Origin of the sequence: Pseudomonas sp. RU47, assembly GCF_004011755.1 — a bacterium.
Taxonomy (GTDB): domain Bacteria; phylum Pseudomonadota; class Gammaproteobacteria; order Pseudomonadales; family Pseudomonadaceae; genus Aquipseudomonas.
Window position 1 is genome coordinate 5,828,588 of record NZ_CP022411.1, and the last position, 26,472, is coordinate 5,855,059.

The following is a 26,472-nucleotide window of genomic DNA, read 5'->3' on the forward strand; positions in this document are numbered from 1 at the left end:
ACCCTGTCAGCAGCACAGTACCCGACGCTCCAGAGCCGACTGCAAATCTTCGAATTTGACCGGTTTGTTCAAGTAATCGACCGGCGCCCCCGTGGCGCAAAGCTCTCGGTCAGCGGTCAACGCCAACATGAACACCGGCAAATTCGTGCAGCCCGGCAAGGCGTGAATCTGGCAGCACAACGATGCGCCATCGTGAGCGGGTAGCTGACAATCGATCAGCACTGCGTCGAAGGTCTCTCGTTGCAAGCAATCCAATGCCGCCGCGCCGTTGTCGGCTGTACGCACGCGAAAACCGAGCTTGAGCAACATACCGCGCATCACCAGTTGATTGATGCTGTTGTCGTCCACCAGCAGCACCGTGCAATCCTGTGGTGCACGCACGCAATCGCGCGAAGGCGCGCAGATCGGCGCAGTTTCGACCACTGGCAGTTCAAACTCGACGTCCAGTTGGAAGCGACTGCCACGCCCGGGCTCCGAGCGATGTGTGAGCTTGCCACCGAGCAACTCGACCAACTGTCGGCAAATCGCCAGACCTACGCCCAGGCCGCCGTATTCGCGGGTCATCGAACCGTCGAGCTGGAAGAAGCGCTGGTACATCGTCGCTTCGCCCAGATCGGTAAAACCGATACCGGTGTCAATCACCGCAAAGGACAACGCCAAACGATTATCCGTCGACGGTTTACCAGTGACGCGCAATGCCAAACCACCGATGCGAGTGAACTTGATCGCGTTATCCAGCAGACACTCCAGGCATTGCGCGAGTTTGGCGCTGTCGCCGTGCAGGCGATCCGGCAGGGTCGGCAGCACCTCGACTTTGAAGTCCAGCGACTTGCTCGACGCATTGCCCTCGAACTGCACCCGCAACGCCTCGACCACACCACGCAGGCTGAAACTGCCCGGCGCGGCCTTGAGCTTGCCGGCCTGCAATTCGGTGAGGGTGAGAATGCCGTTGACCATGCGCATCATGTCTCGCGCCGAACCGGCAGCGGTCTGCTGGTATTGCTCAAGTTCCGGATCCAGCTCGACGGTCTGCATCAATTCCAGCGAACCGATGACACCATTCATCGGCGTGCGCAGTTCGTGGGTCAGGGTCGCCAAAAACTCATCTTTGAGCTTGTTGCTGTGGGCCAGTTGCTGGTTGAGCACTTCGAGTTTCTGCCCGGCGTCGTACAGCGTCTGCGCCTGTTGCTCGCGCATGGCGTTGATGCGATCGGCCAGCGCCAGCGACAGCAGCGCCACTTCGATGGCCGAACCGATCTGGCTGGCGTACATGGTCAGGAACACGTTCGGCAGCAGGCCGAGCACCATCAGCGTGTTGACGATGCCGCCGAGCAGGAACGCCGACCAGGCGATGATGAAATAGCGCGCCACCCGCAAGCCGCGCCACCAGGCCAGAATCCCGGCGGCGAAAATCACTACGGTGAAGGTCAGCGCCAGCGTCGTTGCCAGGCGCAGGGCCAGGGCGTAACTGGTCATCAGCGACAGGCCGATGACCAACGCACCGAATGCAATCAGGCCGATCAACAAGCGGTCGAGCCAGCGGCTGTGGGTTTTGGTCTGCAGAAAGCTGCGGGCGAACTGGCTGCCGAACAGGCCGGCGCAGCCAATGAAGAATGGCGTCGCGGCGTTGGCCCACCACGGGTTGTCCGGCCAGAAGTACTCGACCGCCGCACCGTTCACCGACAGTTGATAGAGACCAAACGAGGCAATGTAGAAGATGTAATAGAGGTAACTGGTGTCGCGCACGCTGAGGTAGATGAACAGGTTGTAGACCACCATCCCCAGCAGCACGCCATAAATGATGCCGAGCACATACAGGCGCACCGGTTGGTCTTCGAGGTACGCGGTGCTTGACCACAACGTCACCGGTGCCTGGATCGAGCCCTCGCTGGCCAGTCGCAGGTACACGGTTTGCTGTTGATCCGGTTTGAAGGAAAGGTCGAACAAATAGTTGTTCTGACGGATCTCGCGGCTGGCGAACGGTAAGGCATCACCGGTTTGCCGGACGAGGCGGTAGTCGCCACTGGCGTCCGGCATATAGAGGTCGAGATGATCGAGCGGTGGATACGCCAGCTCCAGCAGCCAGGTGCGCTGGGCGGCGGGATTGCTCGGGCGGTAATGCAGATCGATCTTCAGCCAGAACGCCGAGCGCGAATAACCGGCATTGAGCGTGGCTTTATCGTGAGGTTTGAAATTGCCGGCGGCAGCCTGCGCGCGAACATCGGCAATGCTCGCCTGACCGCTCGGGTCTTCGAACACTTGCAGCGACCGGCCCAGAGGCAGGCTCTGGGTAAATTCGTCGAATTCGACGGCGCTCGCCAGGAGGGGCAAGCAGAACAGCAACATCAGCAAATAGCGCATTGAAGCCCCAGCGTGGCTCGTCCGGTTGTGTCAGGAAGCCCCCCATTCCCTTTGAGTAGACGTAAAACCGGTATTACCTGTTATTGGTTTGGATCCAGACTAGCATAGCCGTTGATGGCCATTGAGCACCATCGAAATATTTCCTACAAAGGCTCTAGAACGGGCGTTTCAGAGCAAAGCAGCGAGCTAGAGCTGTTGAGTCGGTCAGGTTGTGACAGTACGGTCGAATTCTCTTGCCAGGTTATCGGCCATGCATAACGGCACTGAACCCGAAAATCAGCTTTGGTGGTAAGCTCGCGCACCATGAATATCTACAGCTCCCGCCCCGTTGTCCTCTGTCTCTCCGGCCACGACCCAAGTGGTGGCGCCGGCTTGCAGGCAGATATCGAAGCCCTGCTCGCGCAGGGTTGCCATGCGGCTCCGGCCGTCACCGCCCTGACCGTGCAAGACACCGTCAATGTCACTGACTTCCGCGTCCTCGACCGTGAGTGGGTGTTGGCTCAAGCCAATGCCGTACTCAACGACTCCGAAGTCGCCGCGGTCAAACTGGGCATGCTCGGTTCGCTGGAAATGGTCGACACCGTTGTCGAACTGCTCTCGGCGCACCCGCACTTGCCAGTGGTCTGCGACCCGGTGCTGCGCGCCGGTGGCGGCGGTCGCCTGGGCAAGGACGAGGTCGGCTATGCGATGCGCGAGCGTCTGCTGCCGCTGTCGATCATTGCCACCCCTAACCTTCCTGAAGCGCGAATCCTCGCCGAACTGCCCGAAGGCACTGCGGACGAGTGCGCTGAAAAACTCCTGCCGTTCGTCAAAAACCTGCTGATCACCGGCGGCCATGGCGACGAAACTGAAATCCACAACCGCGTGTACAGCCGCGACGGCCTGCGTGAAACCTTTATCTGCCAGCGTCTGCCGGGCAGCTATCACGGTTCCGGTTGCACACTGGCCAGCGCCCTCGCCGGTCGTCTGGCCCAGGGCGAACACCTGGCCAGCGCTGTACGCAGTGCTCTGGATTACACTTGGCGCACCCTGCGCGACGCTGAACAACTGGGCAAAGGCCAGTTCGTCCCGCGTCGCCTGCCGCTGGATTTCTGCTCGTAACGTCGTGAGGTCTGCCCGATGAAACTACGTGGCCTGTATGCCATTACCGACAGCCAATTGCTGGCGGGCAAGTTTCTGTCTTACGTGGAGGCGGCGCTGGAAGGCGGCGTCACCCTGCTGCAATACCGCGACAAGAGCAGCGACGAGGCCCGCCGTTTGCGCGAGGCCGAAGCGCTGCGCGATTTGTGCGAGCGCTACAAGACGCAGCTGATCATCAACGATGATGCCGAACTGGCCGCGCGGCTTAACGTCGGCGTGCACCTTGGTCAGACCGACGGCCCACTGTCACCGACCCGCGCCCTGCTCGGTTCAAAAGCGATCATCGGTTCGACCTGCCACGCGCAAATCGCACTGGCCGAACAAGCCGCCAAAGAAGGGGCGAGTTACGTCGCCTTCGGCCGCTTCTTCAACTCCAACACCAAACCCGGCGCGCCGACCTGCAGCCTCGAACTGCTCGACGACGCCAAGCGCACGCTGCACCTGCCGATCTGCGCGATTGGCGGCATCAGCCTCGACAACGCCGCGCCGCTCGTAGCCCACGGGGTCGACCTGCTTGCCGTGGTTCACGGTTTGTTCGGTGCCGAGAGCACCGCCGAGGTGACACGCCGCGCCCGCGCGTTCAACGAATTGTTCAAATCCTGAAGATTGAGAGCCCGATCATGTCTCGTTCCGAAACCCTGTTTGCCAATGCTCAGAAACACATTCCCGGTGGCGTAAACTCGCCAGTCCGTGCATTCAAGAGCGTTGGCGGCACACCGTTGTTCTTCAAGCACGCTGAAGGTGCTTACGTTACCGACGAAGACGACAAGCGTTATGTCGATTACGTTGGTTCGTGGGGCCCGATGATCCTCGGCCACAGCCACCCGGACGTACTGGACGCCGTGCGCAATCAGCTGCAACACGGCTTGTCGTACGGCGCGCCGACCGCGATGGAAACCGAAATGGCCGATCTGGTCTGCTCGCTGGTGCCATCGATGGACATGGTGCGCATGGTCAGCTCCGGCACCGAAGCGACCATGAGCGCGATCCGTCTGGCCCGTGGTTACACCGGCCGCGACAGCATCATCAAGTTCGAAGGCTGCTATCACGGTCACTCCGACAGCCTGCTGGTCAAGGCTGGTTCTGGTGCACTGACCCAAGGCGTTCCAAGCTCGGCCGGTGTGCCGGCGGCATTCGCCAAACACACCCTGACCCTGCCGTTCAACGACATCGACGCGGTGGAAAAGATGCTCGCTGAAGTCGGCGAGGAAGTGGCGTGCATCATCGTTGAGCCGGTGGCCGGCAACATGAACTGCGTACCACCGGCACCGGGCTTCCTCGAAGGTCTGCGTTCGCTGTGCGACAAACATGGCGTGGTGCTGATTTTCGACGAAGTGATGACCGGTTTCCGCGTCGCCCTCGGCGGTGCCCAGGCGTACTACGGGGTCAATCCTGACCTGACCACCTTCGGCAAGATCATCGGTGGCGGCATGCCGGTCGGCTGCTTCGGCGGCAAGCGCGAAATCATGGAGCGCATCGCACCACTGGGCCCGGTGTATCAGGCCGGTACGCTATCGGGTAACCCACTGGCCATGGCCGCTGGTTTGACCACCCTGCGTCTGATCAGCCGTCCAGGCTTCCACGCTGAGCTGACCGACTACACCACGCGTCTGCTCGACGGTCTGCAACAACGCGCCGATGCTGCTGGCATTCCGTTCGTGACCACCCAGGCCGGCGGCATGTTCGGTCTGTACTTCAGCGGCGCCGACGATATCGTCACCTTTGAAGATGTGATGGCCAGCGACGCAGCACTGTTCGGGCGCTTCTTCCATCTGATGCTGGAAGGTGGTGTTTACCTGGCCCCGAGCGCTTTCGAAGCCGGTTTCACCTCGATCGCCCATGGTGAAGCCGAGTTGCAACTGACGCTGGACGCTGCCGAGCGTGCCTTCGCTGCACTGAAATAATTGTCGTACCGCTGACGTTGGCTATCGCCAGCGTCAGCATTCACCTACATCCGCGCTGTTTTTCCGATGCCCCTGCTAAAAATCTCCCCTAAAGTGGGCGATATATTCCCCACGCAGCAGAAAAACGAGTAAAGACTTTGTAAGGTTGGCCCTGCTTATTTCATAATGCGCGCTTATTGGATCCCTCGATGGGTCCGCGTGCCCTTCAGAGGTAAGTCGATTCCCATGAACCGCACCGGCCGCACCCTTGCCTTGGGCTGCCTGTTGCTCCTTCAGCCCCTGCTCGCGCATGCACAAGCAGGCGGCAACTCGTTGTTGATCCCGGCGATGGGTCGTTGCACCCTCAATACTCAGCCGCAAGACGTCACGCAGGCACTGGCCGCCTGCCAGAAAGCGGCGGACGAAGGGGATGCGCAAGCGCAATACGAGTTGGGTGAGTTCTACTACGACGGCAAGAATGCGCCACGCGACCTCAATCAAGCCCTGAGCTACTTCGAAAAAGCCTCGCTGCAAGGCCACGCTCAGGCGCAATTCAAACTTGGCACCATGTTCTTCCACGGTGAAGGCGTGCAAGCCAACAATATTCAGGCGTACATCGTGCTGAAGATGGCCGCGGTCAACGGCGCTGAAGACGCGCTGGACACGGCCGACGAAGTCTCCGAAAAAATGTCCCGCGAAGACCTCGAAACCGCCACGCAGGTGCTCGGGCAAATTTTCCGTAAATACCTGATGGAACTGCAGAGCGCCGATGGGCGTACGCCTTTCTCGCCTCTCCCCTGATTTTTGCGCCGACCTTTCCGGCCCCTTCGCGAGCAAGCTCGCTCCCACAGTAGATCTCCAGTGTTCAGAAGATCCCCTGTGGGAGCGAGCCTGCTCGCGAATGAGGCGACTCGGTTTTAAGGCTTACTTCTCAGGCATCGGCACCGGGAACGGCATTACATTGCCGACCGCGCCACGGGCTTCGCTGATTTTCGGGGTGCCCAGACGCTCCACTTCGTCGATGCGCACAATCGAGTGCATCGGCACAAAGCTGCGCACCACGCCTTCGAACTGCGCCTTGAGCTTTTCTTCGCTCGGATCGACGACCACTTGCGTGCGCTCGCCAAAGACGAACTCTTCCACTTCCAGAAAACCCCACAGATCACTTTGATAGATCTGCTTGGCGTACATTTCGAACACCTGGCCCTGGTTGAGGAAAATCACCTTATAGATTGGAGCTTCGCGTTTGGTCATGGCGGGGGGATAACATCGGGGATAAAAATGAGGGCGCAAACTATAGCATAGCCACCGGACGCGCAGCGGTAGGAACCTGAGGGCTTGTTCCCTATAATGCCGGGTTCTTTGAATCACGTGACGACCCTACTCCATGGCCAAGAAGCTTTACATCGAAACCCACGGTTGCCAGATGAACGAGTACGACAGCTCGCGCATGGTCGATCTGCTGGGCGAACATCAGGCCCTGGAAGTCACCGCGCGTGCGGAAGACGCCGACGTGATTCTGCTCAACACCTGCTCGATCCGCGAGCGCGCGCAAGATCGCGTGTACTCGCAGCTGGGCCGCTGGCGCGAACTGAAACTGGCCAACCCGGAAATGGTGATCGCTGTCGGCGGTTGCGTAGCCAGCCAGGAAGGCGCGGCGATTCGCGATCGCGCGCCGTACGTCGACGTGGTCTTCGGCCCGCAGACCCTGCACCGCCTGCCGGAAATGATCGACGCCGCGCGTATCACCAAACTGCCGCAAGTCGACGTTTCGTTCCCGGAAATCGAAAAATTCGACCACTTGCCCGAGCCGCGTATCGATGGCCCGAGCGCCTATGTGTCGGTGATGGAAGGCTGCAGCAAGTACTGCACGTTCTGCGTGGTGCCTTACACCCGTGGCGAAGAAGTCAGCCGACCGTTCGATGACGTGGTCGCCGAAGTCATTCACCTCGCCGAAAACGGCGTGCGTGAAGTGACGCTGCTGGGGCAGAACGTCAACGGCTATCGCGGTACGACCCATGACGGTCGTCTGGCTGATCTCGCCGAACTGATCCGCGTTGTCGCCGCCATCGACGGCATCGACCGCATTCGCTACACCACGTCGCACCCTCTGGAGTTCTCCGACAGCCTGATTCAGGCCCACGCCGATGTGCCGGAACTGGTCAAGCACCTGCACTTGCCGGTGCAATCGGGTTCCGACCGGATTCTAGCGGCAATGAAGCGCAACCACACGGCGCTGGAGTACAAATCCAAGCTGCGCAAATTGCGCGCTGCCGTGCCGGGCATTTGCATCAGCTCGGACTTCATCGTCGGTTTCCCCGGCGAGACCGAGAAAGACTTCGAACAGACCATGAAGCTGATTGCCGACGTCGGTTTCGACTTCTCCTACTCGTTCGTCTACAGCCAGCGCCCGGGCACTCCGGCTGCCGATCTGGCCGACGAGACCCCGGAAGAGTTGAAGAAGGAGCGCCTGAACGCGCTGCAACACCGCTTGAATCAGCAGGGCTTCGAGATCAGCCGACAAATGGTCGGCTCGATCCAGCGCATTCTGGTGACCGATTATTCGAAGAAAGACCCGGGCGAGTTGCAGGGGCGTACCGAGAATAATCGTATCGTCAACTTCCGCTGCGACAATCCAACCCTGATCGGCCAGTTTGCTGATGTGCACATCGATGCCGCACAACCGCACTCGCTGCGTGGCTCGCTGATCCAATAACACTGCATTTCCCTGTGGGAGCGAGCCTGCTCGCGAAAGCGGTCTGTCAGACACATCAATGTTGAATGTGTCGCCGCCTTCGCGAGCAGGCTCGCTCCCACAGGTACAGCGTCAGAGGCATGAATCGGGCGACCTCATATAAGAGCTTTCGCACCCAAGCCTCTGGCGTTATCCTTGATTTCATCTTAATTGCCCCAGGGCGGCTAAATACGACCTTGAACGCACCCATAGAACCACATCGTTTTATCCTCGAGCCCTTTGAGGCTCGCCGCTTCGCCAATCTGTGCGGGCAATTCGACGAGCATTTACGCTTGATCGAACAGCGCCTGACCATCGAGATCCGCAACCGCGGAAACCAGTTCGAGCTGATCGGCGACCCCAAACTCACCACGTCTGCGGAAAATCTGATTCGCCGCCTGTACCGGGAAACCAAAGGTTCAGAGCTGTCGCCAGATACGGTGCACCTGTTCCTGCAGGAATCGTCCGTCGTCGAGCTGGACAATCACGCCCCCGCCGAAGCCTCCGTTGCCCTGCGCACCAAGAAAGGCATGATTCGCCCTCGTGGCTTGAATCAGTTGCGCTACGTGAAGGAAATTCTCGGCAACGACATCAACTTCGGCATTGGCCCGGCCGGTACCGGCAAGACCTATCTGGCTGTCGCTTGCGCTGTCGATGCACTGGAGCGCGAGCAGATCCGTCGCATCCTGCTGGTACGCCCGGCGGTTGAGGCTGGCGAGAAACTCGGCTTCCTGCCCGGCGACCTGTCGCAGAAAATTGACCCATACCTGCGCCCGCTCTACGACGCGCTCTACGAAATGCTCGGCTTCGAATACGTCGCCAAGCTGATCGAACGTCAGGTGATCGAAGTTGCGCCGCTGGCCTACATGCGCGGCCGTACGCTGAACAACAGCTTCATCATCCTCGACGAAAGCCAGAACACCACCGTCGAACAGATGAAGATGTTCCTCACCCGAATTGGCTTCGGCTCTACAGCGGTCATTACCGGTGACATCACCCAGGTCGACCTGCCGAAAGGCACCAAGTCGGGTCTGCACCATGTGATCGAAGTGCTCAAAGACGTGCCGGGCATCAGCTTCACGCACTTCCAGCCCAAAGACGTCGTGCGCCATCCTTTGGTACAGCGGATCGTCGAAGCCTACGAGCGCTTCGAAAACCGTGACGAAGCGCCCAAGGACACCTCGCGAAATGCTTGAGCTAGACCTGCAAATCGCGACTGAAGCGAGCGCGCCGAGTGAAGCCGACTTCCGCCTGTGGTGCGAACTGGCCCTGCGCCAGCGCACCGCCGACTCGGAAATGACCATTCGTCTGGTCGACGAGGAAGAGGGCCGCGAGCTCAACCACACCTGGCGCCACAAGGATTACGCAACCAACGTCCTGTCCTTCCCGGCTGAAGTGCCTGACGAGTTTCTCGACATCCCGTTGCTTGGCGATCTGGTGATCTGCGTGGCCGTGGTCGAACGAGAAGCCGCTGAACAAGGCAAGGAACTAAAGGCCCACTGGGCACATCTGGTCATTCACGGCTGCTTGCATCTGCTCGGTTACGACCATATAGATGACGAAGAAGCCGAAGAAATGGAAGCACTGGAACGCGAGTTGCTTGCTGAACTGGGCTATCCCGATCCGTACGCGGACGACGAACCCGAAACATCCCCTATCGTTACAACAAAGGATTCAGAGTAATCGCTATGAGCGAAGATCGATCGAGCAACGGGCAGAAGTCATGGCTGGGTAAACTGACCCAGGCTTTTGCCCACGAGCCGAAGAACCGTCAGGAGCTCCTCGAGCTGCTGCGTGATGCACATCAGAACAAACTGCTGGACAGCGAAGCGCTGGCCATCGTCGAAGGCGCCATTCAGGTGGCTGACCTGCAAGTTCGCGACATCATGGTGCCGCGTTCGCAGATGATCAGCATCAAGGCGACCCAGACACCGCGTGAATTCCTCCCCGCCGTGGTCGACTCGGCCCACTCGCGCTATCCGGTGATCGGCGAAAGCCATGACGACGTGATGGGCGTGCTGCTGGCCAAGGATCTGTTGCCGCTGATCCTCAAGGAGAACGGCGACAGCTTCAACATCAAGGATCTGCTGCGCCCGGCCACGTTCGTGCCGGAGTCCAAGCGTCTGAACGTATTGCTCCGTGAATTCCGCGCCAACCACAACCACATGGCCATCGTCATCGACGAATACGGCGGTGTGGCCGGTCTGGTAACGATTGAAGACGTACTGGAGCAGATCGTCGGCGACATCGAAGACGAGCACGACGTCGAGGAAGACAGCTACATCAAGCCGCTGCCCAGTGGCGACTTCCTGATCAAGGCCCTGACGCCGATCGAGAACTTCAACGAGTTTTTCGACAGCGAGTTCTCCGACGACGAGTTCGACACCGTCGGCGGTCTGGTGATGAGCGCGTTCGGGCACTTGCCAAAACGCAACGAAATCACTGAAATCGGCGCCTATCGTTTCCGCATTCTGAACGCCGACAGCCGTCGGATTCATTTGCTGCGACTGACCCCTATCGCCCGGTAAGAAATCTAAGGACTGAAATGCGCTGGACAACCCGCCCCGGCTGGCCCGGTAACCTGCTGGCCGTGGCGGCCGGTGCTATCACCACCCTCGCTCTGGCACCTTTCAACATCTGGCCGCTGGCTTTGCTCGCGGTCGGCTTGTTCTATGCCGGGTTGCGCGAGCAGAGCCCGCGTCAGGCGCTGGGCCGTGGCTGGTGTTTTGGTTTCGGCCTGTTCGGCGCCGGCACCAGCTGGATTTACTACAGCATTCACCACTTCGGCGGCGCTTCGGTGCTGCTGGCCGGTTTCCTGATGCTGCTGTTTACCGCAGCGATTGCCTGGTTCTTCGCCCTGCCCGCCTGGATTTGGGCGCGCTGGTTGCGCCGTAACGAAGCGCCCGTGGCGGATGCTTTGGCGTTTGCTGCGTTGTGGGTCGGACAGGAAGCCTTTCGTGGCTGGTTCCTGACCGGTTTCCCTTGGTTGTACTCCGGTTACAGTCAGCTGGATGGGCCATTGGCCGGGCTCGCACCGGTGGGGGGCATGTGGCTGGTGTCGTTCGTGCTGGCATTAACCGCCGCGCTGATCTACAACGCGCGGCGCCTGCTGCAAAGCGGCCGCAAGGCCTTTGTCGTTGCCGGCCTGGTGTTGTTGGCTGGGCCATGGGTGGCCGGCATTGCGCTCAAGGGCCACGCCTGGACCAGCCCGTCCGGCGCACCATTGAGCGTCGCAGCTATTCAGGGCAACGTCGCACAGAGCATGAAATGGGATCCGGCCGAGCTCAACGCGCAGTTGGCGCTTTACCGCGATCTGAGTTTCCGCTCGAAACCGGTCGATCTGCTGATCTGGCCGGAAACCGCCGTGCCGGTACTCAAGGAGTCCGCCGAAGGTTACCTGAGCATGATGGGCACCTTCGCCGCCGAACGTAAATCGGCGCTGATAACGGGTGTGCCGATCCGCCAGACGGTGCACGGCGAAAGACGCTTCTTCAATGGCATCACCGTAGTAGGCGAAGGCGATGGCACTTACCTGAAGCAAAAACTGGTGCCATTCGGCGAATACGTGCCGCTGCAGGATGTGCTGCGCGGGCTGATCGCCTTCTTCGATCTACCGATGTCGGACTTTGCCCGCGGCCCCGCCGATCAGGCACTGCTGCAAGCCAAGGGTTATCAGATTGCGCCGTTCATCTGCTACGAAGTGGTCTATCCGGAATTTGCCGCCAGCCTGTCGGCGCGCAGTGATCTGCTGCTGACAATCAGCAATGACACGTGGTTCGGCACCTCGATTGGCCCGCTGCAACATTTGCAGATGGCGCAGATGCGGGCACTTGAAGCGGGACGCTGGATGATCCGCGCAACCAACAACGGCGTGACCGGGCTGATCAACCCGTTCGGGCAGATCACCGAGCAGATTCCGCAGTTTGAACAGGGCATTCTGTACGGCGAAGTGGTGCCGATGCACAACCTGACGCCGTATCTGCAATGGCGCTCGTGGCCGTTGATCATCGTGTGCGTGCTGCTGTTTGGCTGGGCACTGATGGCGAGCCGGATGTCGAAAACCCTCTAAAGCAAAAGATCGCAGCCTGCGGCAGCTCCTACAGGGAAAACGCAAATCCCAATGTAGGAACTGCCGCAGGCTGCGATCTTTTGATCTTCAGCGGTAGAACAACGAATACCCCACCTGCCCCACCGCTTCATTGAGCAACTGCCCGCTCTGCCAGATCGATTTGAACTCCGGCAGCCAGCCACCAAAGGGTCTTGCGTTATCAGTGCCCAAAAAGCCCACCGGCGCCGGCACCACTTCAAATCCTGCCTGTTCAAAACTCCAGACTGATCGCGGCATGTGCCAAGCCTGCGTCACCACAACCACGCGCGTGATCCCCTGCGGCAATAGAATGTCAGCGCTGAACTTGGCGTTTTCCCACGTCGTACGACTCTCACCTTCCTGCCAACGCACCATCACGCCAAAATCGTCGCGCAATGAATCCGCCATCAGTTTCGCCTCGGTCGGCGGTGTACCGTAATGCAAGCCACCCGTGGTCAGAATCGGCAGGCCGGACGCTTTAGCCAGCCGCGCCGCGTAACGCTGACGTTCAAGACCCACGCCGGTCGGCTGATCCTCGCCCCACGCCAGATCGCCGCGCTCACGACCGGAGCCCAACACCACAATGGCGTCAGCCCGCTGCGCCAGCATTGTCCACTCTTCACGGGCCAACGGTGGCTCGCGCTCCAGCGCTTTTGCGCCCCACTGCACGACCACTGGCAAGCTCATCAGCCACAATCCGCCAAAGCCAAGCGCAAAGCACACACCAGCCAGGCGCGGCCGAGAGCGGCGCAGCCACCACGCAGCCAGCAATAGCAGCAAGAGAATGCCGGGCGGCAATAAAAGTTGTTTGATCAAATAACGAAAAGGCATCGAGCATCTCCAGAGATGCCCGAAGCCTAAGAGTGTTAATAAAGCGTTACAACCAATAGGTGGGATCCTGTTGAAAAAGATCCGGTTCTTGACCTGCCATGCGCTTACTTGGCCTGCAAAGAGCGAACCTTGACGGTGTCTCTGCCGGGTGCCTTGTCCTTGAGCCAGATGACCTTGGCCGAATGTGCTGCATCGAGCTGCTTCACTGCCTGTGACAAGCATCCGTGCGATTCACGTTCACTGCGATCCAGATAGGCCTTGACCAGTTTGAACTCAGCGGGGCTCAAGCCACGCAATTCCAGTTCCAGGGGGCGCTCGTCGCGCAGCCGGTCAGCGGTTTTTACAGCGTCCAAGGCCATACCCAGACGGTCGATCAACCTTTCGTACAACTCGGGTTTAGTCACTTTTTTCTGCCGTTGCTCCACCATCCCTCACCTCATTGAAGATAAGACTCACTCCCCAGTTAGAGCTTAGCTTCGCTGCACAAACCGGCTGCACGCCGCGACCAACGGCCCTCGCCACGGATTGGCCGGGGAAAACAGCTGTAATCAGGGTTTCCCTAGGCCAAGCGCGGTCATGTATGCTACGGCGCTTCCTGTAATTCCACTTCCAGCTCGTCCGGGCCAACCCCGGAACCTGCGTTGAAGAGGATTAGGCCACCCCTATCCAGTACAAAAGTAGCCATGCACGAACAATATCAGCCCCGTGAAATCGAAGCCGCCGCCCAGTCGTTCTGGGACGAGCAAAAGTCCTTTGAAGTCAGTGAACAGCCAGGCAAGGAAACCTACTACTGCCTGTCGATGTTCCCTTACCCCAGCGGCAAACTACACATGGGGCACGTGCGCAACTACACCATCGGCGACGTGATCTCCCGCTACCAGCGCATGCTCGGCAAGAACGTTCTGCAACCGATGGGTTGGGACGCTTTCGGCATGCCGGCGGAAAACGCCGCGATGAAGAACAACGTCGCCCCTGCCAAGTGGACCTACGAAAACATCGCCTACATGAAAACCCAGCTGCGCAGCCTGGGTCTGGCGGTCGACTGGTCGCGCGAAGTCACCACCTGCAAGCCGGATTACTACCGCTGGGAACAATGGCTGTTCACTCGCCTGTTCGAAAAAGGCGTGATCTACCGTAAAAACGGCACCGTGAACTGGGACCCGATCGACCAGACCGTTCTCGCTAACGAGCAGGTGATCGACGGTCGCGGCTGGCGTTCCGGCGCGCTGATCGAAAAGCGCGAAATCCCGATGTACTACTTCAAGATCACCGCTTACGCGGATGAGCTGCTGGAGAGCCTCGACGAGCTGACGGGCTGGCCGGAACAGGTCAAGACCATGCAGCGCAACTGGATCGGCAAATCCCGCGGCATGGAAGTACAGTTCCCGTACAACGTCGACTCGATCGGCGAAGCCGGCGCACTCAAAGTCTTCACTACCCGTCCGGACACCCTGATGGGCGCGACCTATGTCGCCGTGGCTGCCGAGCACCCACTGGCCACACTGGCGGCAAAAAACAACACCGAGCTGCAAGCGTTCATCGCTGAATGCAAGGGCGGCAGCGTTGCCGAAGCCGACGTCGCCACTCAAGAGAAAAAAGGCCTGCCAACCGGCCTGTTCGTCGAGCACCCGCTGACCGGTGAGAAACTCCCGGTGTGGGTCGCCAACTACGTACTGATGCATTACGGCGACGGCGCTGTAATGGCAGTACCGGCGCACGACGAGCGCGATTTCGAATTCGCTCACAAGTACAACCTGCCGGTGAAATCGGTCGTGCGTACCAGCTCTGGCGACAGCAACCCGGCCCCGTGGCAAGACGCCTACGGCGAGCATGGCACGCTGATCAACTCCGGTGAGTTCGACGGTCTCGACTTCGCTGGCGCGTTCGACGCCATGGAAGTCGCCCTGATCAAGAAAGAACTGGGCGCCTCGCGTACCCAGTTCCGCCTGCGCGACTGGGGCATCAGCCGCCAGCGCTACTGGGGCTGCCCGATCCCGATCATCCACTGCGATGCGTGCGGTGACGTGCCGGTACCTGAAGATCAATTGCCTGTCGTCCTGCCGGAAGACGTGGTGCCGGACGGCGCCGGTTCGCCGCTGGCACGCATGCCTGAGTTCTACGAGTGCAGCTGCCCGAAATGCGGCCAGCCTGCCAAGCGTGAAACCGACACCATGGACACCTTCGTCGAGTCGTCGTGGTACTACGCCCGTTACGCCTCGCCGCACTTTGAAGGTGGCCTGGTAGAAAAATCCGCAGCCGACCACTGGTTGCCGGTGGATCAGTACATCGGCGGTATCGAACACGCGATTCTGCACCTGCTCTACGCGCGCTTCTTCCACAAACTGATGCGTGACGAAGGTCTGGTCAGCTCCAACGAGCCGTTCAAGAACCTGCTGACCCAAGGCATGGTGATCGCTGAAACCTACTATCGTCGTGAAGCCAACGGTGCCTACACCTGGTTCAACCCGGCGGACGTGGAACTGGAGCGTGACAGCAAAGCCAAGGTCATCAGCGCCAAGCTGAAATCCGACGGCCTGCCGGTGGAAATCGGTGGCACCGAGAAGATGGCCAAGTCGAAGAACAACGGCGTCGACCCTCAGTCGATGATCGATCAGTTCGGCGCTGACACCTGCCGCCTGTTCATGATGTTCGCTTCGCCACCCGACATGAGCGCCGAATGGTCCGACTCCGGCGTTGAAGGTTCGCACCGCTTCCTCAAGCGCGTCTGGCGTCTGGCGCAGGCCCACGTCAGTCAGGGCCTGCCGGGCAAACTGGACATCGCCGGCCTGAACGACGAGCAGAAAGCCGTTCGCCGCTCGATCCACGTGGCCATCAAGCAAGCCAGCCACGACGTCGGCCAGAACCACAAATTCAACACCGCCATCGCTCAGGTGATGACGCTGATGAACGTGCTGGAAAAAGCCGCACAAGCTACCGAGCAGGATCGCGCGCTGATTCACGAAGGTCTGGAAGCCGTGACGCTGTTGCTGGCGCCAATCACGCCGCACATCAGCCACGAACTGTGGAACAAGCTGGGTCACGCTGACGCCGTCATCGACGCTGGCTGGCCGGCTGTCGACGAAAGCGCTCTGGTGCAGGACAGCCTGACCCTGGTGATCCAGGTCAACGGCAAGCTGCGCGGCCAGATCGACATGCCTGCCAGTGCGACGCGTGAAGAAGTGGAAGCGGCAGCCCGCGCCAACGAAAACGTATTGCGTTTCGTCGATGGTCTGACTATTCGTAAAGTGATCGTAGTGCCCGGGAAACTGGTCAATATCGTCGCCAGCTAATTGGATCGGGCGTCAGGTTCGCCTGACGCCAAGTAAAACCTTTCGGGCCGTACAGTCGGCCCACGTGGTTTCAAGGGGAGCAACACAATGATCAAACGCAATCTGCTGGTGATGGGCCTCGCCGTTCTGTTGAGCGCCTGCGGTTTCCAGCTGCGCGGTACCGGCACCAACGAACTGTCGATCAAGGAACTCGACCTGAGCGCCCGTAACGCCTATGGCGAGACGGTCACGCAACTGCGTCAGGTACTGGAGTCGAGCGGCGTCAAGGTTTACAGCGGCGCTCCGTACAAGCTGTACCTGGCTGACCAGCAGGAGAGCCAGCGCATCCTCAGCTACGCCGGTGCCGGTCGTACGGGCGAGTATCAGGTCAACACTGTTCTGAAATATGAGATCAGTGGCGAAAAGAACCTGCAGCTGCTCAGCGACAAACTTGAAGTTCAGAAAGTGTTTATCCACGACGGTAACAACCTCGTGGGCTCCGATCAGGAAGCCAACGACGCCCGTCGCGAAACCACTCGCGAACTGGTTCAGCGCATGATGCTGCGTCTGCAGCAACTGACGCCGGGCCAGCTGCAACAACTGCAGCAAGCCGCCAATGACCGCGCCAAGGCAGAAGCCGATGCGCTGCAAGCGGCGCAAAAGGCTGAAGCGGAAACCCCGCGTCAGTCGCCGCTCGAAATACCGCAGCAGTAAGACGTTCGGGGCGCTCAGGCGCCCCGTTCGACATTTCTTATGAAGCTCGCTCCCGCCCAACTCGGCAAACACCTGCAAGGCGCTCTCGGCCCGGTCTACATCATCAGTGGCGATGACCCGCTGCTGTGCCAGGAAGCCGCCGACGCCATCCGCAGTGCTGCGCGCCAGCAAGGTTTTGACGAACGCCAGGTCTTTGCCGCCGACGCCAATTTCGATTGGGGCACGCTGTTGCAGGCCGGCGCCAGCATGTCGTTGTTCTCGGAAAAACGCCTGCTGGAACTGCGCCTGCCTTCGGGCAAGCCCGGTGACAAAGGTGCCGCGGCACTTATCGAATACTGCTCGCGCCCCGCTGAAGACACAGTGCTTCTGGTCAGCCTGCCCAAGCTCGATGGCAGTGCGCAGAAAACCAAGTGGGGCAAGGCGCTGGTTGAAGGCCAGCAAACCCAGTTCATCCAGATCTGGCCGGTGGACGCCAATCAATTGCCGAGCTGGATTCGTCAGCGCCTGTCGCAGGCCGGTTTGTCGGCCAGCCAGGACGCGGTCGAGTTGATTGCTGCACGCGTCGAGGGCAATTTGCTCGCCGCCGCGCAGGAAATCGAAAAGCTCAAGTTGATGGCCGAAGGTGGCCAGATCACCGTCGAAACCGTGCAGGCCGCTGTGGCCGACAGTGCGCGGTTCGACGTGTTCGGCCTCACCGATGCCGTGCTCAATGGCGAGCCGGCCCACGCCTTGCGCATGCTTGAAGGGCTGCGCGGCGAAGGTGTCGAACCGCCGGTGATTCTCTGGGCGCTGGCGCGGGAGTTGCGCCTGCTGGCTAATATTTCGTTGCAATACAGCCAGGGCACGCCGCTGGACAAGTGTTTCAGCCAGGCGAAACCACCGGTCTGGGACAAGCGCAAACCGTTGATGAGTAAAGCCCTGCAGCGCTACTCGGCGCAACGCTGGGGGCAGCTGTTGCTCGAAGCGCAGCGTATCGATGCGCAAATCAAAGGTCAGGCGGCCGGTTCGCCGTGGATGAGCCTGAGCCGCTTGGCGTTGTTGATGTCCGGCCAGCGTCTGACACTCCCCGCCGAATAACCTGTTCTACCGCATAACGGCCATTCGCGAGCAGGCTCGCTCCCACATTGAAATGCATTCCAAATGTGGGAGCGAGCCTGCTCGCGAAAGCGTCAGAACATTCCTACACAACAGGCACTGGACAGACGCCCGACATCGGCAGATTATTTCCCGCGCAAAACCCAATCACTCGAGAGAACCCTAATGAGCAAAAAGCCAGCAAAGCATGGCCCCAACAAGGCCAAATCCATCGTCGCCCAGCCCCTGTTCCGCAGTCGTCAGGAACGACCAACCAAGGGTAAAGGCAGCTACCGCCGCGAAGCCTTCCAGTCTGACAGCTGGGAGGCTTCTTACTTTCTGGCCGCTTAAAGCGCAGTACCCCCCGGTCATGTTAAGGTCTGCACCTGATTCGTTTTCCTGGAACTGTGCATGCCCCTAAGTCTTTCCCGTCGTTGGCCTGTTCGCCAACTGATCGCTGCCTCCAGCTTCATTCTGCTTGTCGCCTGCGCGGAAAAACCGACCGCCGCCGATGCACAACCCCTTCAAGCCGCGCCTGTCGCCACGGCCCCAGCGATCATCCCGCCGGTAGTGCCGTCCGCCGACCCTCTCGATCTGCAACCGACTCAAACCTTCGCTGAATGGCAGGCCGGTTTCCGCAAGGATGCACTGGCCGCCGGGATTCGCGCCGATCTGTTCGATCGCGCGTTCACCAATGTCAGCTTCGACGCCAGCGTGATTCGCGCTGACCGCAGTCAACCGGAGTTCTCCCGGCCGGTATGGGAATACCTCGATGGCGCCCTCTCGCCGCTGCGGGTACGCAAAGGTCAGGCACTGATCAGCCAGTACGCCGATATTCTGCAAAGCATCGAACAGCGATATGGCGTTGACCGTCAGGCGCTGGTCTCGGTGTGGGGCATGGAAAGTAATTTCGGTCAGTTTCAGGGCAGCAAGTCGGTGATCAACTCGCTGGCCACCCTCGCCTACGAAGGCCGTCGCCCGGGCTTTGCCCATGCACAGCTGATCGCCGCGCTGCAGATCCTGCAACAAGGCGATATCACGCCGGACAAGATGCTCGGCTCGTGGGCCGGCGCCATGGGGCAGACCCAGTTCATTCCGACCACCTACAACACCCATGCTGTGGACTTTGACGGCGATGGCCGCCGCGATATCTGGGGCAGCCCTGCTGACGCACTGGCCTCGACCGCGCACTACCTGCAAAGCTCAGGCTGGCAGCGTGGCCAGCCGTGGGGTTTTGAAGTACAGCTGCCGAGCAGCTTCAACTACACCCTGGCTGATGGCGCGATTCGCAAGAGCGTCGCCGAATGGCGTCAATTAGGTGTGATCCTGCCAAATGGCGCTCAGGTGCCTGCCGGTTCGGAACAATTGTCAGCCGCCCTGCTGCTGCCGGCTGGTTATCGTGGGCCGGCGTTTCTGATCCTCGATAATTTCCGCGCGATCCTCAAGTACAACAACTCGTCGTCGTATGCATTGGCGGTGAGCCTGCTGTCCGAGCGTTTCAACGGCGGCGGCCTGATCAACGGCACCTGGCCGAAAGACGATCTGCCACTGAGCCGTACCGAGCGTATGGAATTGCAGACCCTGTTGAGCGCGCGCAATTACGATGCCGGCACCGCGGACGGGATTATCGGCGCCAATACGCGTAAGGCGATTCGCAGTGCGCAGCAGTCATTTGGCTGGCCGGCGGACGGGTATCCGACGCACAAATTGCTGGAAAGCCTGCGTAGTCAATAGAACGAATACCGTATGGCTGATATCGCTTTCGCGAGCAGACTCGCTCCCACATTGAAATGCACGCCAAATGTGGGAGCGAGCCTGCTCGCGAAGACTGACTATCAGGCAATAAGCCTTTAAGCCTTGATCACCACATCCTGCTCCAGCGTCAATTCCTGCTTCCCCGCATCCAGCCGCACCAGCGCGCCCATCGGCAGCGTCAGGTTCGGATCGCAATGGCCGCTGCGCCAGCCAGACAAAACCGGAATTCGTAAAGGCTCGAAGGTCTGTTTGAGCAAGCGGTTCAGCGCTTCGACATCCACGCCTGCAATATCCCCGACCAACACCCCGCGCAACTTGGCCAACTTGCCGGCCAGGCGCATCTGGGTGAGCAGCCGGTCAATGCGATACAGCGGCTCGTTGATGTCTTCGATCAGCAGAATCACCCCTTCAACATCAATTTCATAAGGCGTGCCCAAGGTTGCAGCAATCATCGCCAGATTGCCGCCAAGCAAGCGCCCATGCGCGACACCAGGCTCTACCGTGATCAACGGATAAGCCACCGGATGGCTCAGCACACTCCCCGCCTTCAATTGCCCGCGCAGCATGGCGAAGAACGAAGTCACCGTCGGCGGCTCCTTGTCGCCCAGCAGGTCGGCGTTGAGTAGCGGCCCGTGGAAGGTCACGAATCCGGCATAACGGCTGATGGCCAGGTGCAGCGCGGTGATATCGCTGTAGCCGACGAATGGCTTGGCGTTGCGACTGAGCAGGTCGTAGTCGATCCGGTCCAGCAGGCGCGGCGTACCATAGCCGCCGCGCAGGCAAATGATCGCGTCGACCTCGGGGTCAGCGAACGCCGCGTGCAGGTCACGCAGGCGTACATCGTCACTGCCGGCCAGATAGCCGTCCTTTTCATAGACACCCGGAAACACCTTCAGCCCATAGCCACGGGCGCGCATCCATTGCACCGCTTTATCGGTGTCCAGGGTTCCTGGACCAGCAGGCGCAATGACGCCGATCAGCCCTTCTGAGGGCAGTGCGGGCACGGCTCTGTGCGGACAAAGTGTGTGGGTCGGTCGAACGGTCATCCTTGGATCTCCCTGTGAGTCATGCACACACAGTAGTCAGGAACGGCGGCAAACAGAAGAGGGTCGGCCACGCCGCAGGTTGCAGGAAAAATCAGCATCGAATGTAAGACGGGCAAAAAAATGCCCGCCGGGCGTTAAAACCTCGGCGGGCATTTTTTATTCAGCGCCGGATCAGGAACCCAGCAGCTCAGCCTTGACCAGCTTGGCTTGCTCGTCGGCGTGGTACGAAGAACGCACCAGCGGGCCCGACGCGACATTCTTGAAGCCCATCTTGTAACCTTCTTCGGCGAACCAGGCGAAGGTGTCCGGGTGCACGAAACGCTGCACCGGCAAGTGGCTGCGCGACGGTTGCAGATACTGACCGAGGGTCAGCATGTCGATGTCGTGTTCGCGCATGCGCTTCATGACTTCGATGACTTCCTCGTCGGTCTCGCCCAGACCCAGCATCAGGCCGGACTTGGTCGGAATGTGCGGCATCATCTGCTTGAAGCGTTGCAACAGGGTCAGCGACCACTGGTAATCCGAACCCGGACGCGCAGCCTTGTACAGGCGCGGCACGGTTTCCAGGTTGTGGTTGAACACATCCGGCGGCTCGGCGGCGGTGATTTCCAGCGCAACGTCCATGCGGCCACGGTAGTCCGGAACCAGGGTTTCCAGCTGCACGTTCGGCGACAGTTTGCGGATTTCGCGGATGCAGTCGGCAAAGTGCTGGGCACCGCCGTCACGCAGGTCGTCGCGGTCAACCGAGGTGATCACCACGTACTTGAGCTTGAGGTCGGCGATGGCGATGGCCAGGCTTTCCGGCTCATTGACGTCCAGTGGCTTCGGACGCCCGTGGCCAACGTCGCAGAACGGGCAGCGACGGGTGCAGATGTCACCCATGATCATGAAGGTCGCGGTGCCACCGGAGAAGCACTCGCCGAGGTTCGGGCAGGACGCTTCTTCGCAGACGCTGTGCAGTTTGTGTTTGCGCAGCAGGCTCTTGATCCGGTCGACTTCCGGCGAAACCGGGATACGTACACGAATCCAGTCAGGTTTCTTCGGCAGCTCGGTGGTCGGAATGATCTTTACCGGGATGCGTGCAACCTTCTCGGCACCGCGCAGCTTGACGCCGGCTTCTACCTTGGGACGCGGGGCCGGGCGCTCGGTCACGTCGAGCGTCGGGATCATGGTTTGCACTGCATCAGTAGTCATATCAGTCGATTCCGCCCGTCAGGGTCGTCTGCTCAGCATAGTCGAGGTGTTTGACGAGCTGCGCGCGCAGCCGGGCACTTACCTCGGCAAATTCAATCGATCCTGCGTGATCGCTCAGCTGGGTCATCGCCAGCCCGGCATAGCCGCAGGGATTAATCCGTCGAAACGGTTCCAGGTTCATATCCACGTTGAGGGCCAGGCCATGAAAGGAGCAACCGTGGCGAATCCGCAAACCCAGAGAAGCGATTTTCGCTCCATCGACATAGACGCCGGGAGCATCTGGCTTGGCTGCGGCGGTCACGCCGTAGCTGGCCAGCAGTTCGATCAGGCACTGTTCCATGCGACTGACCAGATCTCGTACGCCGAAACCCAGTTTGCGCACATCCAGCAGCAGGTAAGCCACCAACTGGCCGGGACCATGATAAGTCACCTGCCCGCCGCGATCGACCTGCACCACCGGAATATCCCCCGGCAGCAGCAAGTGTTCGGCCTTGCCGGCCTGGCCCTGAGTGAACACCGGCGGGTGCTCGACGAGCCAGATTTCGTCGGCGGCATCGCTGCCGCGTTCGTTGGTAAAACGTTGCATGGCATGCCAGACCGGCTCGTAGGCCATCTGGCCGAGCTCGCGAAAGCCCAGCGTGCCCGGCATCACAACACCATGTGCACGAAGCCGGTCGCCCGCAGTTCGCTGTTGATGTTGTACAGCTGATCCTGATCGGTCGCGACGATGTGCAACTGAATCGTGGTGTATTTGCCGTTGCTGCTCGAACGCTCGTCGACACGCTCATCATTGATCTTCGCGAATTTCTTCACGATTTCGATGATCTTGTCTTTGTGGCCAACCCCCGTGTCGCTGATCACCTTAACCGGATAATCAACCTGGGGAAATTCGATCTTTGGCGCCTTTACTTCGGTATCGGTCATGGCGTAACGGCCTCTAGAGCGCAAGCCGTGGTAACGCACATGGCCCCGCTCCGGATCGGGGCGGGGCCATGCAGGTCAACACAAATCAGTTGAACAAGCCGTAGAAGAATAGACGGATGCTATCCCACATGCGGCGGAAGATACCACCCTCCTCGACGCCATCCAGAGCGATCAGGTCGGCGCTGTGCACCACCTTGTCTTCCAGTTTGACTTCGACTTTACCGATCACGTCGCCCTTGGCGATTGGCGCGGTCAGTTGCGGGTTCATGGTCATGCTCGCAGCGAGCTTCTTCAGCTGGCCTTTTGGCAGGGTCATGGTCAGGTCTTCAGCCAGGCCGGCCTTGACTTGATTGGTGGTGCCTTTCCACACCGGGGCCTGAGCCAGTTCGGTGCCCTTCTGGTAGAAGGTCTGGGTTTCGAAGAAGCGGAAACCGTAGGTCAGCAGCTTCTGGGTTTCAGCGGCGCGAGCCACTTCGCTGTTGGTGCCAAACACGACGGCGATCAGGCGCTGGCCATCACGTACAGCCGAGGACACCATGCAGTAGCCGGCTTCGTCGGTGTGACCGGTTTTCAGACCGTCAACGGTCTTGTCGCGCCACAGCAGCAGGTTGCGGTTAGGCTGCTTGATGCCGTTCCAGAAGAACTCTTTCTGCGAGTAGATCGCGTAGTGAGCCGGGTCTTCGTGGATGATCGCACGGGCCAGGATCGCCATGTCGTGGGCCGACGAGTAGTGCTCAGGATTTGGCAGACCGGTCGGGTTCATGAAGTGGGTATTGGTCATGCCCAGATCGGTGACAGTCTTGTTCATCAGATCGGCGAACGCATCTTCGCTGCCGGCGATGTGCTCGGACAGCGCCACACTGGCGTCGTTGCCGGACTGGATGATGATCCCGTGCAGCAGGTCGCTGACAGTCACCTGCGAGCCGACTTTGATGAACATCCGCGAACCGCCGGTGCGCCAGGCGTTTTCGCTGACGGTCACCGGATCGTTTTCACCGATCTGGCCACGACGGATTTCCAGCGTAGCAATGTACGCGGTCATCAGTTTGGTCAGGCTGGCCGGCGGCAGACGCTGGTCACCGTTGTTCTCTACCAGCACGTTGCCGCTGGCGGCATCCATGAGTACGTAGGCTTTGGCGGCCAGTTGCGGTGGCGACGGCATCATCTCGGCCGCGAAGGCGGCTGGCGAGAGGAGCAGCGGGACTAGCAGACACAGGCGTTTGGCAAAGGTGGTGATGTTCATCCGTCTCTCGAAATCGCTAATGGAAACTGTCCTTGCGGACAAAATTTAATCAGATGACTTTCTAACGAGCCATCGCGTGTTCAGTTGCTCACTCCAGTCACCCTTGCCGGGCTTTTGTTCTTCGACGAGCCAACAACCTGATTCACCCCCCAATCGCTGGCGAATCGTCAATCAAGTTCTACGTATTACTCGGTGACCACACTTGGCGAACCAAGGTTGGCCAGGCGCACGCTGTTCTGCACCTGGGCAATTTCACCCGGCGAACCGATCGGCCCCAGACGTACCCGATGCAGGGTCTGCTGATTGCGCACGATCGAACTGATGAACACCGGAGCGCTCACCATCCCGCTGAGCTTCGACCTCAGCAGTTCTGCAGCGTCCGGGTTGGCGAACGCGCCCACCTGCAGATACTGGCCAGACGCTGTTGCAGAAGCGTTTTTTTTTGCGCTCATTGGCACCGGGACGGTGTCAGAGGCATGTTGCTGCGGCGGTGGCGTCCATTGCTCAACGGTGCCGGCCGAGGCCGTGATCACCGGTGCGCTATTCTGCGCGACTTGCGGCTCGTTGAGCATCAAAGGCGCCGGACGGCCCTTGGCGGCCCACCATTGCTGAGGATCGATGCCTTCAACCTTGACCCGCGCAGTGCCGGTTTCGGCGTAACCGAGTTTTTTCGCCGCCGCGTAGGACAAGTCGATGATGCGGTCGGAATAGAACGGCCCACGGTCGTTGACCCGCAGGATCACCGTGCGGTTGTTGTCCAGGTTGGTCACCCGAACGTAACTTGGCAATGGCAGAGTCTTGTGGGCAGCGCTCATGCCGTACAGGTCATAGACCTCGCCGTTGGCGGTGTTCTGACCGTGAAACTTGGTGCCGTACCAGGACGCCGTACCGGACGCGACGTAAGTCTTGGATTCCTGCAACGGGAAGTAAGTCTTGCCCAGCACGGTGTACGGGTTGGCCTTGTACGGGCCAGTGTGCAGGGTCGGGGTGGCATCGGGGATGCGCGACACGTCGACGTCCCACCACGGCGCGCCATCTTTGTGCGCACGGTTGATGTCCAGGCCCGGCTGCGCCCGCACGGCGGTATTCGTGGTTTTCTGGGTCGGCGAACGGCTGGTCGAACAACTGGCGACCAGCACTGCCAACGCAGCGAATGCCACCAGCTTCAGGGGTTTACTGTTAGGCAATGCCTGCATTACTTGACGCCCCGTGCTTGTACCAGCTGTTCAGACAGTTGATGTACGGCCATGGCGTACATCACGCTGCGGTTATAACGCGTGATCGCGTAGAAATTCTTCAGGCCCATCCAGTATTCGGGGCCATTGTCGCCTTCGAGGCGAAATGCAGTCACCGGCATATCATCGCGCAGCGCATCATGACTTGACCAGCCCAGCGCCCGCAACTCTCCGACCGTCTTCGTCGGCTCGATGCCGGTGGTCAGGCCTTCATCAACCTGCTCGCCCCGCACATCGGCGCGGCTGACCACCGGCTCGCCGGCCACCCAGCCATGTCGTTTGAAGTAACTGGCAACGCTGCCAATCGCATCATCCGGGTTGTTCCAGATATTGATGTGGCCGTCACCGTCGAAATCCACCGCATAGGCGCGAAAGCTGCTCGGCATGAACTGCGGCAGACCCATGGCCCCGGCGTACGAGCCTTTTAGGGTCAATGGATCGACTTGTTCTTCACGGGCCAGCAGCAGGAACTCACGCAGTTCCTTACGGAAAAATTCGGCACGGGGAGGATAGTCGAAACCGAGCGTCGACAAGGCATCGATCACCCGGTAATTGCCGGTATTACGTCCGAAAAAGGTTTCAACACCGATGATCGACACGATGACTTGTGCCGGTACGCCGTATTCCTGCTCGGCACGGGCCAGCGTGGCCTCGTGCTGACGCCAGAAATCCACACCACGGGCGATACGCGCGTCGGTGATGAACATCGGGCGGTATTCTTTCCACTGCTTGACGCGCTCGGCAGGTCTGGAAATGGCGTCGAGAATCGCCTGTTTGCGCTGAGCCTCGCGGAACACCGCCATCAATTGCTCACCGGCGAAACCGTAGTCGCGAGTCATTTCACCGACGAATTCGGCCACCTGCGGCGAGCCTTCGTATTCGCCGGCCAGCGCTTCCTGCACGCTGCCCAGCAGGCCCATCAGGCCAACCAGCGGCGCGCATCGAGTCGCCCAGCCACGCATTACTTGCATTGAACTCTTCA

At 60.0% G+C, this 26,472-nt stretch carries 25 protein-coding genes; 14 read left to right on the forward strand and 11 right to left on the reverse strand.

Annotated features, from left to right (window positions below; all coding sequences use genetic code 11):
• Nucleotides 1–6: 6 nt before the first annotated feature.
• Nucleotides 7–2,361, reverse strand: a complete 2,355-nt coding sequence (locus CCX46_RS26630; protein WP_127929894.1) for a hybrid sensor histidine kinase/response regulator — start codon at nucleotides 2,359–2,361, stop codon at nucleotides 7–9.
• 303 nt (nucleotides 2,362–2,664) lie between these two features.
• Here CCX46_RS26630 and CCX46_RS26635 point away from each other — a divergent pair, with 303 nt between their 5' ends.
• The 4 genes from CCX46_RS26635 to CCX46_RS26650 all read left to right on the forward strand — a co-directional run bounded on the left by CCX46_RS26635 (nucleotide 2,665) and on the right by CCX46_RS26650 (nucleotide 6,185).
• Entirely contained in the window at nucleotides 2,665–3,462 is a 798-nt protein-coding gene (locus CCX46_RS26635; protein WP_007909650.1) for a hydroxymethylpyrimidine/phosphomethylpyrimidine kinase, read from the forward strand.
• A gap of 18 nt (nucleotides 3,463–3,480) precedes the next feature.
• Nucleotides 3,481–4,104 (forward strand): thiamine phosphate synthase, encoded by a 624-nt coding sequence (thiE, locus tag CCX46_RS26640; RefSeq protein ID WP_127929895.1) that lies wholly within the window; start codon nucleotides 3,481–3,483, stop codon nucleotides 4,102–4,104.
• Nucleotides 4,105–4,121: 17 nt separating this feature from the next.
• A complete protein-coding gene (gene hemL / locus CCX46_RS26645) occupies nucleotides 4,122–5,405 on the forward strand; it encodes a glutamate-1-semialdehyde 2,1-aminomutase (RefSeq protein ID WP_127929896.1) in 1,284 nt (427 codons plus the stop codon).
• Between the two features lie 225 nt (nucleotides 5,406–5,630).
• Entirely contained in the window at nucleotides 5,631–6,185 is a 555-nt protein-coding gene (locus CCX46_RS26650; protein ID WP_003228518.1) for a tetratricopeptide repeat protein, read from the forward strand.
• Between the two features lie 123 nt (nucleotides 6,186–6,308).
• Here CCX46_RS26650 and CCX46_RS26655 read toward each other — a convergent pair whose 3' ends face one another.
• Complete coding sequence (locus CCX46_RS26655; RefSeq protein WP_077045543.1) at nucleotides 6,309–6,638, reverse strand: DUF1820 family protein; 330 nt, start codon at nucleotides 6,636–6,638, stop codon at nucleotides 6,309–6,311.
• A 133-nt stretch (nucleotides 6,639–6,771) separates the two neighbouring features.
• Here CCX46_RS26655 and miaB point away from each other — a divergent pair, with 133 nt between their 5' ends.
• The 5 genes from miaB (at nucleotide 6,772) to lnt (ending at nucleotide 12,187) form a co-directional block, all read left to right on the forward strand.
• A complete protein-coding gene (gene miaB, locus CCX46_RS26660; protein WP_095048763.1) occupies nucleotides 6,772–8,100 on the forward strand; it encodes a tRNA (N6-isopentenyl adenosine(37)-C2)-methylthiotransferase MiaB in 1,329 nt (442 codons plus the stop codon).
• Between the two features lie 215 nt (nucleotides 8,101–8,315).
• A complete protein-coding gene (locus CCX46_RS26665) occupies nucleotides 8,316–9,314 on the forward strand; it encodes a PhoH family protein (protein ID WP_034153779.1) in 999 nt (332 codons plus the stop codon).
• Nucleotides 9,307–9,801, forward strand: a complete 495-nt coding sequence (gene ybeY, locus CCX46_RS26670) for an rRNA maturation RNase YbeY (protein WP_007909643.1) — start codon at nucleotides 9,307–9,309, stop codon at nucleotides 9,799–9,801. The genes CCX46_RS26665 and ybeY overlap by 8 nt, the downstream gene beginning before the upstream one ends.
• A 5-nt stretch (nucleotides 9,802–9,806) precedes the next feature.
• Nucleotides 9,807–10,646 (forward strand): HlyC/CorC family transporter, encoded by an 840-nt coding sequence (locus CCX46_RS26675; protein WP_007909641.1) that lies wholly within the window; start codon nucleotides 9,807–9,809, stop codon nucleotides 10,644–10,646.
• A 17-nt stretch (nucleotides 10,647–10,663) separates the two neighbouring features.
• A complete protein-coding gene (gene lnt / locus CCX46_RS26680) occupies nucleotides 10,664–12,187 on the forward strand; it encodes an apolipoprotein N-acyltransferase (RefSeq protein ID WP_127929897.1) in 1,524 nt (507 codons plus the stop codon).
• An 87-nt stretch (nucleotides 12,188–12,274) separates the two neighbouring features.
• Here the strand turns inward: lnt and CCX46_RS26685 are convergent, their stop codons facing one another.
• Both CCX46_RS26685 and CCX46_RS26690 read right to left on the reverse strand, forming a co-directional pair.
• Nucleotides 12,275–13,036, reverse strand: a complete 762-nt coding sequence (locus CCX46_RS26685) for a YdcF family protein (protein ID WP_127929898.1) — start codon at nucleotides 13,034–13,036, stop codon at nucleotides 12,275–12,277.
• Between the two features lie 104 nt (nucleotides 13,037–13,140).
• Entirely contained in the window at nucleotides 13,141–13,464 is a 324-nt protein-coding gene (locus CCX46_RS26690) for a hypothetical protein (protein ID WP_127929899.1), read from the reverse strand.
• Nucleotides 13,465–13,719: 255 nt separating this feature from the next.
• Here CCX46_RS26690 and leuS point away from each other — a divergent pair, with 255 nt between their 5' ends.
• The 5 genes from leuS (at nucleotide 13,720) to CCX46_RS26715 (ending at nucleotide 19,827) form a co-directional block, all read left to right on the forward strand.
• A complete protein-coding gene (gene leuS / locus CCX46_RS26695) occupies nucleotides 13,720–16,326 on the forward strand; it encodes a leucine--tRNA ligase (protein ID WP_127929900.1) in 2,607 nt (868 codons plus the stop codon).
• A gap of 87 nt (nucleotides 16,327–16,413) precedes the next feature.
• Entirely contained in the window at nucleotides 16,414–17,019 is a 606-nt protein-coding gene (locus CCX46_RS26700) for an LPS-assembly lipoprotein LptE (RefSeq protein ID WP_127929901.1), read from the forward strand.
• 39 nt (nucleotides 17,020–17,058) lie between these two features.
• Nucleotides 17,059–18,096: a DNA polymerase III subunit delta gene (gene holA, locus CCX46_RS26705; protein ID WP_127929902.1), complete on the forward strand. Its 1,038-nt coding sequence runs from the start codon at nucleotides 17,059–17,061 to the stop codon at nucleotides 18,094–18,096.
• Between the two features lie 183 nt (nucleotides 18,097–18,279).
• Nucleotides 18,280–18,444: an alternative ribosome rescue factor ArfA gene (gene arfA / locus CCX46_RS26710; protein ID WP_053124158.1), complete on the forward strand. Its 165-nt coding sequence runs from the start codon at nucleotides 18,280–18,282 to the stop codon at nucleotides 18,442–18,444.
• Nucleotides 18,445–18,504: 60 nt separating this feature from the next.
• Nucleotides 18,505–19,827: a lytic murein transglycosylase gene (locus CCX46_RS26715; protein ID WP_127929903.1), complete on the forward strand. Its 1,323-nt coding sequence runs from the start codon at nucleotides 18,505–18,507 to the stop codon at nucleotides 19,825–19,827.
• A 116-nt stretch (nucleotides 19,828–19,943) separates the two neighbouring features.
• On the opposite strand, the gene CCX46_RS26720 is transcribed toward CCX46_RS26715, so the two are convergent.
• The 7 genes from CCX46_RS26720 to mltB form a co-directional block, all read right to left on the reverse strand.
• Nucleotides 19,944–20,894 carry a S66 peptidase family protein gene (locus CCX46_RS26720; RefSeq protein WP_127929904.1) on the reverse strand — a complete coding sequence of 317 codons (951 nt, stop codon included), beginning with the start codon at nucleotides 20,892–20,894 and terminating at the stop codon, nucleotides 19,944–19,946.
• A gap of 171 nt (nucleotides 20,895–21,065) precedes the next feature.
• Nucleotides 21,066–22,064: a lipoyl synthase gene (lipA, locus tag CCX46_RS26725; protein WP_161986515.1), complete on the reverse strand. Its 999-nt coding sequence runs from the start codon at nucleotides 22,062–22,064 to the stop codon at nucleotides 21,066–21,068.
• 25 nt (nucleotides 22,065–22,089) lie between these two features.
• Nucleotides 22,090–22,737, reverse strand: coding sequence for a lipoyl(octanoyl) transferase LipB (lipB, locus tag CCX46_RS26730; protein ID WP_127929905.1), 648 nt, complete (start codon nucleotides 22,735–22,737; stop codon nucleotides 22,090–22,092).
• Nucleotides 22,737–23,012 carry a DUF493 domain-containing protein gene (locus CCX46_RS26735; RefSeq protein WP_008087908.1) on the reverse strand — a complete coding sequence of 92 codons (276 nt, stop codon included), beginning with the start codon at nucleotides 23,010–23,012 and terminating at the stop codon, nucleotides 22,737–22,739. The genes lipB and CCX46_RS26735 overlap by 1 nt, the downstream gene beginning before the upstream one ends.
• 85 nt (nucleotides 23,013–23,097) lie before the next feature.
• Nucleotides 23,098–24,255: a D-alanyl-D-alanine carboxypeptidase family protein gene (locus CCX46_RS26740; protein WP_016986121.1), complete on the reverse strand. Its 1,158-nt coding sequence runs from the start codon at nucleotides 24,253–24,255 to the stop codon at nucleotides 23,098–23,100.
• A gap of 185 nt (nucleotides 24,256–24,440) precedes the next feature.
• Complete coding sequence (locus tag CCX46_RS26745) at nucleotides 24,441–25,451, reverse strand: septal ring lytic transglycosylase RlpA family protein (RefSeq protein WP_127929906.1); 1,011 nt, start codon at nucleotides 25,449–25,451, stop codon at nucleotides 24,441–24,443.
• Nucleotides 25,451–26,461: a lytic murein transglycosylase B gene (mltB, locus tag CCX46_RS26750; RefSeq protein WP_093434581.1), complete on the reverse strand. Its 1,011-nt coding sequence runs from the start codon at nucleotides 26,459–26,461 to the stop codon at nucleotides 25,451–25,453. The genes CCX46_RS26745 and mltB overlap by 1 nt, the downstream gene beginning before the upstream one ends.
• Nucleotides 26,462–26,472 lie beyond the last annotated feature (11 nt).